This is a genomic window from Luteipulveratus flavus, from assembly GCF_029439465.1.
Classification (GTDB): Bacteria; Actinomycetota; Actinomycetes; order Actinomycetales; family Dermatophilaceae; genus Luteipulveratus; species Luteipulveratus flavus.
In genome coordinates, this window is record NZ_JAROAV010000020.1 from 13,281 (window position 1) to 27,853 (window position 14,573).

A 14,573-nucleotide genomic window follows, 5' to 3' on the forward strand; every position below is an offset into this window, starting at 1 on the left:
GCGTCGATGACCTCACGGGTCATGGCCCTCGTACGGCGTCGCACTAGCCTCCCGAACCATGAGCGAGAACGCCGGTCACCTGCTGCGCGTGTGGCGCCAGCGTCGCCACCTCTCCCAGCTCGACCTGGCCAACGTGGCGGACGTGTCGGCGCGGCACCTCAGCTTCCTGGAGACCGGCAAGTCCCGACCGAGCAGCGCGATGATCCTGCGGCTGTGCGAGCACCTGGAGGTCCCGTTGCGTGAGCAGAACACGGTGCTGCTGGCCGGCGGGTACGCCCCCGCTCACCCCGAGCACGCCCTGTCCGATCCGCCCATGGCCCAGGCGAATCGGGCCATCGAGCAGATACTCGCCGCGCACGAGCCCTGGCCCGCGCTGGTGGTGGACCGGGGGTGGGACCTGGTGACGGCGAACGACGCGATCTACCGGCTGGTCGACGGAGTGGCCGCCCACCTGCTGGAGCCTCCGGTCAACGTCATCCGCCTCGCCCTGCACCCGGACGGGCTCGCCGCCCGGACCCAGAACCTCCACCAGTGGCGCGGCCACCTGCTCGCCCGGATCGCCCGCGAGTACGAGGCGTCCGCCGACGCCCGGCTCGCGGCGCTGCTGGAGGAGTTCGGCCCGCCCGGGCGCGAGCCGGCTGGACCGCTCGACCTGGTGGTCCCGCTGCGGCTGCGCGTCGGCGACGACGTGCTCTCGTTCATCTCGACCACGACGGTGTTCGGTACGCCGCACGAGGTGACGCTGTCGGAGCTGGCGATCGAGACGTTCTACCCGGCTGACGAGCAGACCCGCACCCTCGCCACCCGCTGACCCGCCGGCGCCCAACGCTCAGCCCCGGCGAAACGCGGCGTACAGACGACTGAGTCACCCGAATCTGACGGGCTTGCAAGGCAGTCAGATTCGGGTGACTCAGTCGTCTGGCCGGACGGCGCAGGGGCCGACGAGGACGGCCGATCCCCGCGCCAGGCCGGGTCAGGGCCTCGGGACCCCCCAGCCGGTCGCGCCGTCGTACCCCTTGGACGCGGTGCACTCGCGGGCCGGTGCGCACCAGCCGTCCGAGCCGCGCACGATGTCGCGCGTGCGGGTGGTGCCGTTCCACAGGGACGCCGAGGAGACCGGGGCGCCGCGCAGCGCGAAGATGCCCGCGACGACCGGCGAGGCCAGCGAGGTGCCACCGACGACGTACCAGCCGCCCTGGTCACCCTTCGCGCCGCTGCGGAAGAACACGCCCGCGCCGGTGGCCGGGTCGGCCACCGCGGAGATGTCGACCGAGCTCGCCCTGTCGTTCAGGCAGAGCGGGTCCTTGCGCTCCCACACCGGCTTCGGCTGGACGGCCGAGCAGCCGCTGCCGCCGAGTGCCCAGGCGTCCTCGCGCCAGCCGAGCGGCGATCCGGGGGCCAGCATCAGGCGCGTACCGCCGACACCGATCACCGAGGGGATCGTGGCCGGCCAGCTGGTGCCGTGCCCGGCGTCACCGGTGGCGGCGAGATAGGGGATGCCGGCCGGGACGTACGCCGGCCCGTTCTGCACGTCGGAGGCCTGCTCCTGGCGGCCCAGGCTGGCGCTGATCACGAACGGCTTGCGCGTCGCGGCGGCGTGGTTGGCCCTCGCGACGTTCTCGTCCAGTGCCTCCGTGGCCTGGACGACGAGGAGCTTGCAGTCCGGGCAGGCGGCCGAGGCGCTCTGCACGTCCAGCGCCTGCTCGAGCTTCCAGCCGGTGTTCTCCTCGGTGGCCGGCGGCGGAACCTTGCCCCCGCTCTCACCGATCACGGTGAGGCAGCCGGACGTGGACGTGCAGGACGGCAGTCCGGCGGTCGTCCGGTAGGTCGCGAGGTCCTTCTCCAGGTCGGGATAGCCGTACGCGGCGATGATCGCGATCGTGCGTCCCTTGCCGCCGCTGGCGGGCAGGCCGTACGCCGAGCGCAGCTCCTTCGGGCCGTACCCGGCGGGCAGCTCGCTCACCGCTGCGACCGCACGACCGCCGGACTCCCGCGCGAGGACGGAGGACAGGCAGGTCAGCCGACCGGGATCGGTGGAGGTGCAGACCGGCTTGGCGACGTAGGAGGTGGACGCCGATGCGTGCTGGGCATTGCGGAGCCGGTCCACGGTCGGGCCGCTCACCGGAGGGCCGGAGAGCTCGGCCGCACCGCGGGGGGAGGCGCTCGTCCGGACGTCCGGCAGGCGTCCCTCCTTGCGTGCCGCGACCCGCGCGCTGCGCCGAGCCGCCGGCGAGACCGTCAGCGGCGTGATACCGGTCGGCGAGTGGAGAGTGGCCGGCGAGCGGTGAGCGGCGGGCGTTGCGACCGTCATCGAGTCCGCGTCGTCGATCGCCGAAGGGGCCGAAGCCGCCGAAGTCGCTGAGGCGGCCGCTGCCTTCGGCGTCCCGCAGATCCTCCACAGGTGCGGCGTGGCGGCCGCGGAGTCGCTGCGGTCCTGCCACGTCGCCAGCCAGCCCTGGCCACTGTCCAGGCCCGCCATGCTCATCGGCCGCTCGTCCCGGTGCTGATTCAGCTGCTGCGGAGCCGACCAGCCCTTGGCGCCGAGCGTGGACAACGAGGTCCACTGCCGGTCGAGGACCAGCCCGGAGCTGTCGGCCGACCAGGTCGTCGACCCGATGCGCGCGACTGCCGCGGGGGTGGTGTTGTTCGCGACGGGTGCGTGCTGCGCCTTCAGCGCCCAGGAGCCGCCCGGGGTGCCGGTCGCGGTGTACGGGTAGACCTGGCCGCCCAGCTCGTCGCCAGTGGTGCCGGCGATGACCATGGAGCCGCTCGGGGTCCAGGTCATCGACGCGGGGTGGGAGTCGAGATACTTCGGAACGGACGGGACCTCGACCCGCCTCATCGCGCCGTTGACCAGCTTGCCCGCCCACGGCGAGATCGCGTCGGCGCCCGGGTCGTACTGGGCGCCCAGGACCCACAGCTCACCGCTCGGGCTGATCTTCGCGTCGACCGCGCCGGCGTACGTCGCGTCGGCGAGGTTGTTGGCCACGAGCTTCCAGCGGGTGCCGTCGAAGTGTGCGACGAACACCGCTGTGCCGACGGCGTTGTCGACCTGACCGAACGCCCACAGGTCGTTCTTCCCACGAGCCAGCAGCCTCGACACCGAGCCGTGCTCACCCACCAGAGGGACGAGGGAGGGGGCCTTCTTCCAGGCCTTGCCGTCCCAGTGCTGGATGACGTCGGCGTTGTGGGAGTCCGTGCCGAAGACCCACGCATCGTTCATGTCCCGAGCCTCGACGCTGAACGCGTACAGCATGCCGGGGACCGTACGCAGCGACCACGACCTGCCGTTCCAGGAAGCGAGCCCGCCGGTCTCGGTGCCGGGCAGGTACGTCGTACCCGCCATCAGCGCCCGGGTCGGACCGAGCGCCTTGACCTCCCACGGCACGAAGTCGGATCTCAGACCCGACTCGGCGCGCTGCCACTGCCCGGTGCAGGTGGCGGCCTCCGCGGTCGGAGTGACGGACGTGAGAGCGGTCGAGCCGGCGACCGCGGCGACGCTCATCAGCGTCGCAATGGACCTTCTGGTGGTGCGAGAACGTGCTGAAGACACTGCTGACCCCTGTCCTGACAGTGAATCTCCCCGTGGCGCAGTCTGGTTGAGCCGCGCGCGGCGGAGCGTACGACTCCAGGACGATGGTGGGGCGTGGCAGGTTGGGCCCGACTTTCAGTGCACGCCGCGTCCGTGCCCCTTGCCGTGCGCAGTCTGCTCGGCCCAGCGCTTGGCGTGCGCGGCACGGGCGTCGGCGGCGTTGCGGCGGCCGGCCCACTCGACCTCGCGCAGCTGCTTGCGGTAGCTGTCGAGCCGACGTCGGGTGAGAGCGCCGTCGTCGATCGCTGCAGTCACCGCGCAGCCCGGCTCTGTCTCGTGCGTGCAGTCCCGGAAGCGACATTCCTCGGCGAGCGCCTCGATGTCCGAAAAGCTCTGTGCGACACCGTCACTCGCGTCATGGACGCCGATCCCTCGCAGCCCAGGAGTGTCGATGAGAACTCCTCCGCTCGGCAGCGGGATCAGCTCGCGGGCGGTCGTCGTGTGGCGTCCCTTGCCGTCCTGTCGGGTCGCCTGGGTCGCCATGACCTCGGCCCCGGCGAGCGCGTTGACCAGCGTCGACTTCCCGGCGCCGGACTGACCCACCACGGCCGTGGTCGCCCCGATCGCCGAGCGCAGTGCGTCCGTACCGGTACGGGTCTCGGCGCTGACGGCGAGGACCTGGACGCCGGGTGCCGCCTCCCGGGCGCGCAGCAGTGCGACGTCGATCTCGTCGTGGTCGACGACGTCGGACTTGGTGAGGACGACGACCGGTCGGGCGCCGCTCTCCCAGCCGACGGTGAGGAACCGTTCGAGCTGGGCGAGCCGGGCCTCGCGCTCCAGCGGGACGGCGATCAGCACGGTGTCGACGTTCGCGGCCATGGCCTGGCCCTCGGACCGGCGGCCGGCGGAGCTGCGCACGATGAGGGTGCGGCGGGGGAGGACACCGGTGACGACGGCACCGTCCGAACGAGGGTCGACGGCCACCCAGTCCCCGACCGCAGGCTGGTCCTCGACCGCCGCACCCGCCTCCAGGTGGGCGACGGCGTGGACCGTCTCGGACGGGCGCAGGTGCACCTCCAGGCGACCCCGGTCGACCCGCCCGACGCGGGCAGGGAGCAGCCCGGCGGCGGCGTACGACGCGAACGCCGCCGCCCACTCCTCGTCCCACCCCAGGGGCCTCAGGTCGCTCGGCATCCCTCGACTCTCGCAGCGCCGCCGACCCCGGGGCCACCGTTTTTGTCGGCGGTCGGGTCGTCGCGGCGAGTTTCCTCAGGTGGGGCCGGTACGGCCGCCCGGCTTGGTTGGATGTGCCGGTGACCGTCGAGCGTTCGGCGTTCCACGTTGACCTCCGGGGCATCGTGGACGTCCTCTCCCACCACCTCTACTCCAGTCCGCGCGTCTACCTGCGCGAGCTCGTGCAGAACGCGGTGGACGCCATCACCGCCCGCACCGCCGAGGAGCCCGACGCGCCCCGGCGGGTCGAGATCACCCCCGCCGACGTGTCGGACGACGGTGCCCTCCACATCACCGACACCGGAATCGGCCTGGACGAGAACGGCATCCGTACCGTGCTCGCGACGATCGGCGGCTCGACCAAGCGCGACGACCTGGGCTTCGCGCGTGAGTCGTTCCTCGGGCAGTTCGGCATCGGGTTGCTGTCCTGCTTCCTGGTCAGCGACGAGATCCGGCTGCTGACCCGGGCCGAGGGCCGCCCGACCCTGGAGTGGAACGGCAGCGCCGACGGTACGTACGCCGTGCGCCCGGCCGACCGGGAGCGTCGGGAGGTCGGCACCGAGGTCGTGCTCGCGGGGCGCTCCGGCGACCGCGGGCTGCTCGAGACCGAGGCGGTCCTGGAGCTGGCGCGGCAGTTCGCCTCCCACCTGCCCGTCGAGCTGGTCGTCGTCACGACGGACGGGCCGGTCGAGGTGGCCGGCCAGGCGTTCCCCTGGGAGAGCGACGACGCCCTCGCCGACCGGTGCGAGGCGGAGCTGGGCTTTCGTCCGCTGGACTCGATCAGGCTCTCGGAGCCGGCAGCCGGACTGGACGGCGTCGCCTGGGTGCTCCCGAGCGGTGGCGCCCCGCGTGGCCGACACCGGGTGTACGCCAAGCGGATGCTGGTCGGTGACTCCGACGCCGGCGTCCTGCCCGAGTGGGCGTTCTTCGTCCGGACCGTCGTCGACACCGACCACCTGCGGCTCACCGCATCGCGGGAGTCCCTGCACGAGGACGAGGTGCTCGAGGAGACCAGGGACCGGATCGGCGCGCAGCTGCGCGACTGGCTGCTGGATCTGGTCCAGCGGGATCCCGAGCGTGCCCGGGTGTTCTTTGCCGAGCATCACCTCGCCGTCAAGGCGATGGCCCTGCAGGACGACGCCATGCTCGACATCCTCGTCGACCTGTTCGAGTGGGAGACGTCCACCGGGCGGTCGACCCTCGCCGATGTGGCCCAGGTCGAGCGGGTGCTGACGTACGTGACCTCGGTCGAGGACTTCCATCAGGTGGCGCCGATCGCGCGGGCGCAGGACCTGACCGTCCTCAACGCCGGGTACGCCTACGACGACCGGATCCTCGCGCGGTGGCTCGCGCGACAGCCCGATGTCGAGGGCCGCCACCTGGCTCCGAGCGACCTGACGACCGAGTTCACCGAGCTCGAACCGCAGGAGGAGGACCGGTTCGCCGCGCTGCTCGACATGGCCCACCAGGTCCTGGCGCGGGCCGGCTGCCGGCCGGTGGCCCGTGGCTTCTCGCCCACGCGGTTGCAGGCCGTCCTGCTGTCCAACCGGGCGGCTGACCAGCAGCTCGACCGAGCCGTGGTCCTCGACCGCTCCAGCGGGCCCTGGGCCGCCGCCCTGGCGACCCAGGACCGTCCGCAGGACCTCCCGACGTTCGTGCTGAACGCCCGTAACCCGGCTCTGCGCCGGCTCGTCGACCTCGGCGACGAGGACCTCCAACGAGCGGCCGTCGAAGCCCTGTACGCCCAAGCCCTGTACGCCGGCCAGCATCCGCTGCGGCCGTTCGACAGCGCCCTCGTGGCCCGCGCTCTGCCGAACCTCATCGATCTGGCCATCAACCGCACGGCAGGAGACCCCGCATGACCGTCTGGGACCGCGTCGACCCCGAGTTCCGGCGCCGGGTTGCCGCGATCGAGGACCTGCCGCACGGCACTGCCCAGGTCCGGCAGTCCGAGGACGCGCTGCGCGCGGCGCAACGGACCGGCCGGTTCGCCGAGGAGCTGGCCGCTCGGCTCAACCTGAGCCAGGCCCTCTACTACGTGCCGAGCGACCCGTCCGAGCTCACCCACTACACGTGGCTGCGGGCCGCGCTCGAGCGCCCTGCCGACGTGGACGAGGCCGACATCCGCAACATCATGTGGCGGTTGAAGTGGGCGCTCTCCAGGATGTTGCAGATGCCGGAGGTCGAGCTCACGACCATCGAGGAGGCCGTGGAGGACTTCGGGCGGCTGCTGGACCGGTACGGCTTCCGGGCGCGACCGCTCCACGACGCCCTCGCCCATCTCGCTCAGGAGCGGCAGGACGGCGCGGAGGTACGCCGCCGGATCACGTTGATGCGGGCCGAGTCCCGGGACGAGATGAGCGACTGCGAGGCGTGCGAGCCCAGCGGGATGGCCTCCTGGTTGGCCCCGTTCGATCCCGCGGCCGCGCTCGAGGTCCTGGAGCCGGTCGTCGACGGGGGCCTCAGCTGTGAGGAGGAGCCGGAGCGCTCCCTCGCCCTGCACGCCCTGCTCAGTCTCGAGACCGGTGACGCCGACACCGCGGTCCGCATGCACCGACGCGGCTGGCGGCCCAGCCGGGACCGGCCCGAGCTGGCCACCGCCGTGGCGCGCCACCTCGTGGTCCTCGTCCGTCTCGGCAACACCGACCGCGCCCTCGACGCGCTGCTCCCACGCCTCGCGTGGCACGACGAGCTCCCCCTCCCGGAGGAGCGGATGCGCTTCGTCGCGGCAGCGGCCCTGACCCTGCGCTCCGCTATCGCGGCGGGTATCGCGCCGGAGCAGGTGGATGGGCGCCCGGTCGCACAGGTCGCTGACGAGCTCGCCGCAGAGGCAGCGCGCATCGCCGCGGCCTTCGACCGGCGCAACGGCAACGAGGGCACCACTCGGTCGATCGCGGCGTGGCTCGACCTCGACCAGGTGCCGGTCACGCCGACCCTTCCGCCGCTGCGGATCCACGACCGGACGGGCGCGTCCTCGTCCGACGCGTCCTCGACCGACCGCCACCCGGTGGCGGCGGATGAGTCGAGGAGCGGGCTTCGCGGTTCGAGGCAGACGCGTCCGGCGCGACCGACCGGCATCGTCGAGCACTGGGCCGTTCTCGAGCGGCAGATGGACGAGCTGGACCCGGGCATCACGGGGTCGCTCGACGCCTGGCTCGCCCACCGCGGCGACCTGCTGACCGAGGTGACGGACGAGGGCTGGCTCGCGGTCTCCCGCCTGGACCGGGCCGCCTCCGGTACGGCCGGGGCGAACGCCGACGAGCTGCTGACGTCGGCCCGTGAGGCCGCCGTACGCGCCGGCGATGAGGTGCAGGTGACCCGGGTGGACATTGCCGCGCTGCTGCAGCGTGCCGGTTCCGAGGAGGGCGAGGTCCGTGAGCGCACGATCGGTGAGGCTCGCGATCTCGCGGACGGACTCGCCGAGGCGGGCGAGCGGCGGGAGGCCGGGTACGCCTGGGCGTCCATCGCCGGGAGCGACGTGGCCTCCGACCCGGCTTCGGACTACGCCCGCGCGGTCGACCTGCTCACCGACCAGGACGTCCCCCTCATGCTGGGCCGGCTGCTCATGACGAGGGCAGCGCAGCTCGTCGCGACGGACCCGCGTGCCGCGACGGCCGACCTCGACCGTGCCGAGGAGCTGCCGGGCGTGCGCGACCACTGGCTGCTCGGCCGGGAGACCTCCTTCCAGCGCGGTCGGCTCGCCTGGTCCGAGGGCGACACCGACACGGCCCGCAAGCTCATCGAGTCCAGCGTCGACGAGGACGCGGGTGACGACGTACGGCCGACGGTTCACCGGCGCCTGGTGCTCGCGGACGTGCTCATCGACGCGCAGGACTTCACGGCGCTGTCAGCGCAGGCTCGCGTGCTGCTCACCGCCGCGGACGAGCTCGGCGAGGCGCACCTGCTAGCCCTCGCCCAGCGCCTGGCGGGCATCGCCGCGCTCCGGACCGGCGAGCCGTTGACGGCGGCGGAGCTGTTCGAGGCGGCGCTCCCCGAGCTGGAGCCTCGCGATCACCCCCAGCTGGTCGGGAGCACCGCCGACCAGCTGGGGCACGCGCTCCGGCAGCTCGGCGACCACGGCGGAGCCCGCTCGGCGTACGCGACCGCCGCGACCGCGTACGAGGCGGCCGGTCTGCTCGAGGCGAGCGGGGAGCTGCAGTTCCGTGCGGGGGACGCGGCCTGGGACGCGGGCGACCTCGACGCCGCCGAGGCCCATCACGCTCGTGCGAGGGACCTCGGCCGTGAGCTGGGCGACCTGGGGCTGTTCCTCAGCGCCACCCGGGACCACGCCGGCGTCGTGGCCACCGCCGGCGACGTCCAGGCCGGGCTGGAGGAGCTCGACGGCGCCGAGGAGGCGACGATCGCGCTGGCGAAGGAGCACGGCCACGACGACATCGACCTGACCGCACAGCGCTCGGGCATCCTCCTCCAGGGCGCCAACTTCCTCGCGACGGGCGACGACCCGGGCGCCGCCGTGGTGCGAGCCCGATCAGCCATCGACGCGGCGGTCGACGACGAGGACCGGCTCCTCGCCACCGCGAACCTGGTGCGCTTCCTCGCCGACGACGACCAGGTGGACCGCGCCGTCGCCACCATGACCGACATCTGGCCCCAGCTGTCCGCGCACCGGTTGCAGGGGGCGCGGAGCCAGACGCTGCCCGCGCTGTGCAACGCGCTCGCGCGAGCAGGTCGGGACGATGAGGCCGACACCTGGTGGGAGCGAGGCGAGAGCGCCGGCGACTGAGCCCAGGCCCGCGACGACTCAGCCGACCGCGGAGGCGTCGAGGTCGGCCTTGGTCAGGACTGAGCGGGTTGCCACGTGGATCGAGGGAAGGACGCTGTCGCCGGGTGCGCTGCGGTCGATCGCGCACACGACCGTCGAGACCTGAGCACCGCGCTCCCGCAACGCGATCGCGGCGTCGTGCACGGCACCGCCGGTGGTGACGATGTCCTCGACCAGGGTGACGACCCGACCGTCGACGTCGCCGCCCTCGGCCAGCCGGCGGGTGCCGTACTCCTTCGCCTGCTTGCGGACGAAGACCGCAGGCAGCCCGGTCAGGCTCGACAGCATCGTCGCGATCGGCACACCGCCGAGCTCCAGCCCACCGAGGACCTGCGTGTCCTCGGGCAGGAGGTCGACCATCGCGGTGGCGACGCGACGCAGCAGCGCCGGATCACCCTCGAAGAGGTACTTGTCGAAGTACTCGTCGCTGACCTTGCCGGAGCGTAGGAGGAACTCTCCCTGCAGCCGGCAGGTGGTGTCGATGTCGCGGGCGAGGGCGAGGAGGTCGGTGGTCACAGGCAGCCATCATGCCGGTCTCCAGGCCTGGGCCGACCCGCTGACAACGGTGGACCGGGCGGCCGGCACCGAGGAGGGTGGCGGTATGGCCGACTACGGACACGACCTGCGCTTCGGGATCTTCCCCTCCCCGGCCGCGGCGAACCTCCCACGGACGCTCGACCTCGCCGCGCTGGCCGACCGCGAGGGCCTGGACCTGGTCGCCGTCCAGGACCATCCATACCTCGCCGCGCACGCCGACACCTGGACGACCCTCTGCGCGATCGCCGCCCGCACCGGGCAGATCCACGTCGCGCCGGACGTGGTGTCGTTGCCGCTGCGACCGCCGGTGGTGCTGGCCAAGGCGGCAGCGACGCTGGACCTGATCAGCGACGGCCGGGTCGAGCTCGGCCTCGGTACGGGCGCGTACTGGGACGGCATCGTCAAGGCCGGTGGCGAGCGGCGTACGCCCAAGGAGGCCGTCGACGCGCTGGTCGAGGCGGTCGAGATCATCCGGGGCGTGTGGTCCGGCGAGCGCATCACCGTCGAAGGCGAGCACTACCGGGTGCCGGGCCTGCACGGTGGGCCGATGCCGGCGCACCCGATCCCCGTCGCGATCGGCTCGTACGGTCCGCGCATGCTCGGCGTCACCGGTCGCCTCGCCGATGCCTGGCTGCCGACCTCGGGGTACGCGGATCCGTCGGTGCTCGCGGACATGAACGCCCGCATCGACGACGCCGCCCAAGACGCCGGCCGCGACCCGGGGGACATCGTCCGCTGGTACAACCTGATGGGCGAGTTCGGCACCAGCCCCGAGCCGTTCAAGGGGACCCCGCAGGACTGGGTCGAGCAGCTCGCCGAGCTGGCGATCGAGGACGGGATGTCGACCTTCGTCCTCGGGCTGGACGACCCGGACGACGTGCGTCGGCTAGCCCGTGAGGTGGCCCCAGGCGTCCGTGACCTGGTCGCCCAGGAACGGGCGAGTCACTGATCCGCACCACCCGCAGATTCATGAGGAGAGAGATGGACACCTTCACCCTGAACAACCAGGTCGTCATCCCGGCACTCGGGCTGGGCGTGTTCCAGTCGCCTCCCGAGGAGACCGCCGCGGCCGTCGCGTCCGCGCTCGAGGCCGGCTACCGGCACATCGACACCGCGGCGGCGTACGGCAACGAGCGCGAGGTCGGGGAGGCGGTCCGCGCCTCCGGCACCGACCGGTCGGAGGTGTTCCTGGAGACCAAGGTCTGGATCAGCGACTTCGGGTACGACCAGACCCTGCACGCGTTCGACAAGAGTGCCGGCAAGCTGGGCGTCGACCAGATCGACCTGCTGATCCTGCACCAGGCGCTGCCCTCGGAGTTCGACCGGACGACGGAGGCGTACCGGGCGCTGGAGACGCTGCTGGCGGACGGCAAGGTGCGCTCGATCGGGGTCAGCAACTTCATGGTCGAGCACCTCACCCGCCTGCTCGACAGCGCGAAGGTCGTGCCGGCGGTCAACCAGATCGAGGTGCACCCGTACTTCGCGCAGCGTGACGTGCAAGAGCTCGGTGCGAAGCACGGGATCCTCACCCAGGCGTGGTCACCGATCGGCGGGATCACGTTCTACCGGGAGGGTGAGCACACCAGCACCCTGCAGGACCCGACGATCACCGAGATCGCGACCGCCCACGGCAAGAGCCCCGCCCAGGTCATGCTGCGCTGGCACCTGCAGCAGGGCCGTCAGGTCATTCCTAAGTCGACCAAGCCGTCCCGCATCGCCGAGAACATCGACGTCTTCGACTTCACTCTGACGCCGGACCAGCTGCGCGCCATCGACGGTCTCGACACCGGCGTCCGCGGTGGGCCCGAACCCGAGGCCGTCACGATCGCCGCGTTCGGGAGGGACATCCCGGAGGCGTGACCGGGCCTGCTCAGGACTTCGTGACCTCGGACCAGGAGGCCTTCGAGCCCGAGTGCCCGGTGATGACGACCTGGTAGAGCGTGCCGAGGCTGACGAGGACGAGGAGCACGGCCGCGATCGTCGACAGGACGCCGCCGCTCTGCCTCACCACCGTCGCACCCTCGCCCGTCGGGCCCTCGCCCGTCGCGGTCGCGTCGTCGCGCACCCGCGGCAGGCGGGCCGGGGGCCGCAGCAGCCAGAAGACCGCCGCGAGCGCCACGACCATGAAGACCAGGCCCACGATCTTCATCAGGTCGCCGGCCTCGGTGTGGTCGTGGATGAGCCGCGCGTTCGCCGAGTCTCCCGCCCCGCCACTGAGCACGCGCTCCTCGAGCTTCTCGCCGCTCTCGGCGGCGACGAACGAGGCGACCCCGGTGGCCGGGGCGGTGAGGACGAGCGGCCACCGCAGGGCGAGACGCCAGGCGGGGCGAACGGCGTACGCGATGGCGAGCAGCGCCGCGATCGGTCCGAGGACGACGACCGCGTGGACGATGAGCACGTGCACCGGAAGTCCGAAGGCCTTGTCGAACACGGAGTCCCTTTCGTGGCCGTACGCGGCGCAGAGGCCGCCTGTCCTCGAACCATAGGGCTCGGGTCCGCCATCTACGGGGACGCGCTGCCCGGGACGCGCTGAGCCCCTCCTTCGCGCAACGGAGGGGCTCAGCCGGGTCGACGGGTGCGGTCAGGCCGGCTTGCCGTACTTCAGCGTGTACGAGCCGGAGCCGGAGTACGCGTAGATGTACCAGCGGTAGTAGCCGGCGGTGCCGTTGTAGGACACCTTCTCCGAGCTGGTCTCACCGGTGCTGCTCGCCACCGTCACCCACTGCGAGCCGTTCCACTTCTGGAAGTAGAGGTCGAAGTCGCTGCCGGACGGGCCGGTCAGGCAGGACGCGTGCGTCCCGGAGCCGCCGGAGTAGTAGTAGCTGTTGCTCGGGACGATCGCGACGGCGCCGGCCGACAGCGAGCTGCTGGCCGTGGTCGGGTACGTGCAGCCGCCGGATGTCGACGTCGGGCTGGGCGACGTGCTGGTCGAGGTCGGCGTGGGGGTCGGGTTGGGCGAGCCGCCGCCGTCCTGCTTCTCCAGGAAGACCGAGTCGGCCATGTTCCAGTACTGGGCGAGGTAGCCCGACGTCGGGTTGGAGTGGAAGTAGTCGTTGTTGCCGCAGTCCAGCAGGGCGTCGTTCGCCTGGTTGGTGCAGATGTAGCGCATCTGCGGGTAGTACGGGCTGTCGGAGTAGCACATGACGTCGTACTCGTCGGTGCAGTGCGCGCCGCCGGAGGAGTTGGGCGCGTTGTTGTTCACCGCACCGAGGTTGTGTCCGAGCTCGTGCGCGATCACCTCCGAGCCCCAGCAGTTGGCGTCCGTGCGCGCGAACGAGGGCCCGTAGTTGCTCTGGTTGCTGGACGTCTTGCGGCTGTCGCCGGTGAACTCGCCGATGCCGCAGTAGACGTTGGCGTCACCGAAGACGGTGTACTTGCGGTCCTGGCGGGTGTAGCCCTGCTGCTGCAGCGCGGACATCATCGAGCCGAAGTCGGACAGGGCCGAGCTGCTGACCTGCACGGGGATGACAGTCGGGATGCACTGGCTGTCCGTGACGAACCGGATGTGCCGGATGCCGCCGGTCTTGGCGGCGCTGTCGTCGTAGATCTTGTCCATGCCGAGCGCCCACTGCTGGAACGACGACTTGTACTGGTCGAACCGGTTGGTGCCGGAGTAGACGTACAGCACCTGGACGCGGGGCCCGTCGGTGCCGGTGCCGAAGCACTGGGCGTCGCCGGCCAGGGTGCTCTGCTGGAGCTGCTGCTGGGTCAGCGGCGCGACCTGCTTGCTCATGGAGTAGCCCGGCCACACCGGGTCCGGCCCGTGCGAGCACTTCGTCGGGTGAGCCTTGACCTGGTAGACGCCCTTGCAGCCGCCACTCTTGGCGACCGCCAGGCCGTCGTACACCTGGCCCTTGGACCGGTCGTCCTTCGGCAGGGTCCGCGGTGCCTTGTGCACGTGGGACGTGCCGTCGGCGTGGGTGTGCACGGACGACTCCGACGTCGATCGGGTCGGGACGCTGGTGGGAGCGAGGGCCGGGCGCGAGGTGGGGTTGCTGCCCCTGGGGGCGTTGACGGAGGGGGCGTCGATCTTCTGGCGGAGGGCGTGATCGTTGATGGTGACGTGTGACGACGTCGCACCACCGGACGGCAGCTCGGAGGCTGCTGCGCCGATCGTCACAGCACCGCTGAGGCCGAGAGCGGCCACGCCGAGCGCAACGAGAGCTGTGCGGGAGGAGGGCTTCTTCACGCGCCGAACGTAAGCGCCGCCTGCGCCGGAGAGGCTCTCCGCATACCGGTTCCGGTACGGATCAGGACGTTCCGTTGTCGACCGCCCCCGCTCCGCGGAACGTTCACGCCACCCACTCCGTGGGTTGAGCCGGCCGCCCCGTTGGTTGAGCCGGACGAGGCGCCAGCCGAGTCCGAGTCGAAACCAGGTGAGGTAGCCCGCAGACTCTCCCCGCCCGTCACCGGGTTTCGACTCGCGCTCGCGCTGGGGCGCTCGCTCGGCTCAACCAGCGGAGGCTGGGGCGCTCGCTCGGCTCAACC

10 protein-coding genes are annotated in these 14,573 nt (G+C 71.9%); 5 read left to right on the forward strand and 5 right to left on the reverse strand.

Annotated features, from left to right (window positions below):
* The first annotated feature begins 58 nt into the window (after positions 1–58).
* Positions 59–811: a helix-turn-helix transcriptional regulator gene (locus P4R38_RS05380; protein WP_277191340.1), complete on the forward strand. Its 753-nt coding sequence runs from the start codon at positions 59–61 to the stop codon at positions 809–811.
* Between the two features lie 162 nt (positions 812–973).
* On the opposite strand, the gene P4R38_RS05385 is transcribed toward P4R38_RS05380, so the two are convergent.
* Positions 974–3,505, reverse strand: a complete 2,532-nt coding sequence (locus P4R38_RS05385) for a S53 family peptidase (protein WP_277191341.1) — start codon at positions 3,503–3,505, stop codon at positions 974–976.
* A 162-nt stretch (positions 3,506–3,667) separates the two neighbouring features.
* Complete coding sequence (gene rsgA / locus P4R38_RS05390) at positions 3,668–4,726, reverse strand: ribosome small subunit-dependent GTPase A (RefSeq protein ID WP_277191342.1); 1,059 nt, start codon at positions 4,724–4,726, stop codon at positions 3,668–3,670.
* 119 nt (positions 4,727–4,845) lie between these two features.
* Here rsgA and P4R38_RS05395 point away from each other — a divergent pair, with 119 nt between their 5' ends.
* Both P4R38_RS05395 and P4R38_RS05400 read left to right on the forward strand, forming a co-directional pair.
* A complete protein-coding gene (locus P4R38_RS05395; protein ID WP_277191343.1) occupies positions 4,846–6,627 on the forward strand; it encodes an HSP90 family protein in 1,782 nt (593 codons plus the stop codon).
* The gene (locus P4R38_RS05400; protein ID WP_277191344.1) at positions 6,624–9,509 is read left to right on the forward strand and encodes a hypothetical protein; all 2,886 of its coding nucleotides are present in this window, start codon (positions 6,624–6,626) and stop codon (positions 9,507–9,509) included. Before P4R38_RS05395 ends, P4R38_RS05400 begins: the two co-directional genes overlap by 4 nt.
* Positions 9,510–9,527: 18 nt before the next feature.
* Here P4R38_RS05400 and pyrE read toward each other — a convergent pair whose 3' ends face one another.
* Positions 9,528–10,064 (reverse strand): orotate phosphoribosyltransferase, encoded by a 537-nt coding sequence (pyrE, locus tag P4R38_RS05405; protein ID WP_277191345.1) that lies wholly within the window; start codon positions 10,062–10,064, stop codon positions 9,528–9,530.
* A gap of 85 nt (positions 10,065–10,149) precedes the next feature.
* Here pyrE and P4R38_RS05410 point away from each other — a divergent pair, with 85 nt between their 5' ends.
* Together P4R38_RS05410 and P4R38_RS05415 are read left to right on the forward strand one after the other, a co-directional pair.
* Positions 10,150–11,034 carry an LLM class flavin-dependent oxidoreductase gene (locus tag P4R38_RS05410; protein WP_277191346.1) on the forward strand — a complete coding sequence of 295 codons (885 nt, stop codon included), beginning with the start codon at positions 10,150–10,152 and terminating at the stop codon, positions 11,032–11,034.
* A 32-nt stretch (positions 11,035–11,066) separates the two neighbouring features.
* Positions 11,067–11,945 carry an aldo/keto reductase gene (locus P4R38_RS05415; RefSeq protein ID WP_277191347.1) on the forward strand — a complete coding sequence of 293 codons (879 nt, stop codon included), beginning with the start codon at positions 11,067–11,069 and terminating at the stop codon, positions 11,943–11,945.
* A gap of 10 nt (positions 11,946–11,955) precedes the next feature.
* Here the strand turns inward: P4R38_RS05415 and P4R38_RS05420 are convergent, their stop codons facing one another.
* Together P4R38_RS05420 and P4R38_RS05425 are read right to left on the reverse strand one after the other, a co-directional pair.
* The gene (locus tag P4R38_RS05420; RefSeq protein WP_277191348.1) at positions 11,956–12,516 is read right to left on the reverse strand and encodes a DUF2231 domain-containing protein; all 561 of its coding nucleotides are present in this window, start codon (positions 12,514–12,516) and stop codon (positions 11,956–11,958) included.
* A 150-nt stretch (positions 12,517–12,666) separates the two neighbouring features.
* Complete coding sequence (locus P4R38_RS05425) at positions 12,667–14,274, reverse strand: reprolysin-like metallopeptidase (RefSeq protein WP_277191349.1); 1,608 nt, start codon at positions 14,272–14,274, stop codon at positions 12,667–12,669.
* Positions 14,275–14,573: the final 299 nt, after the last annotated feature.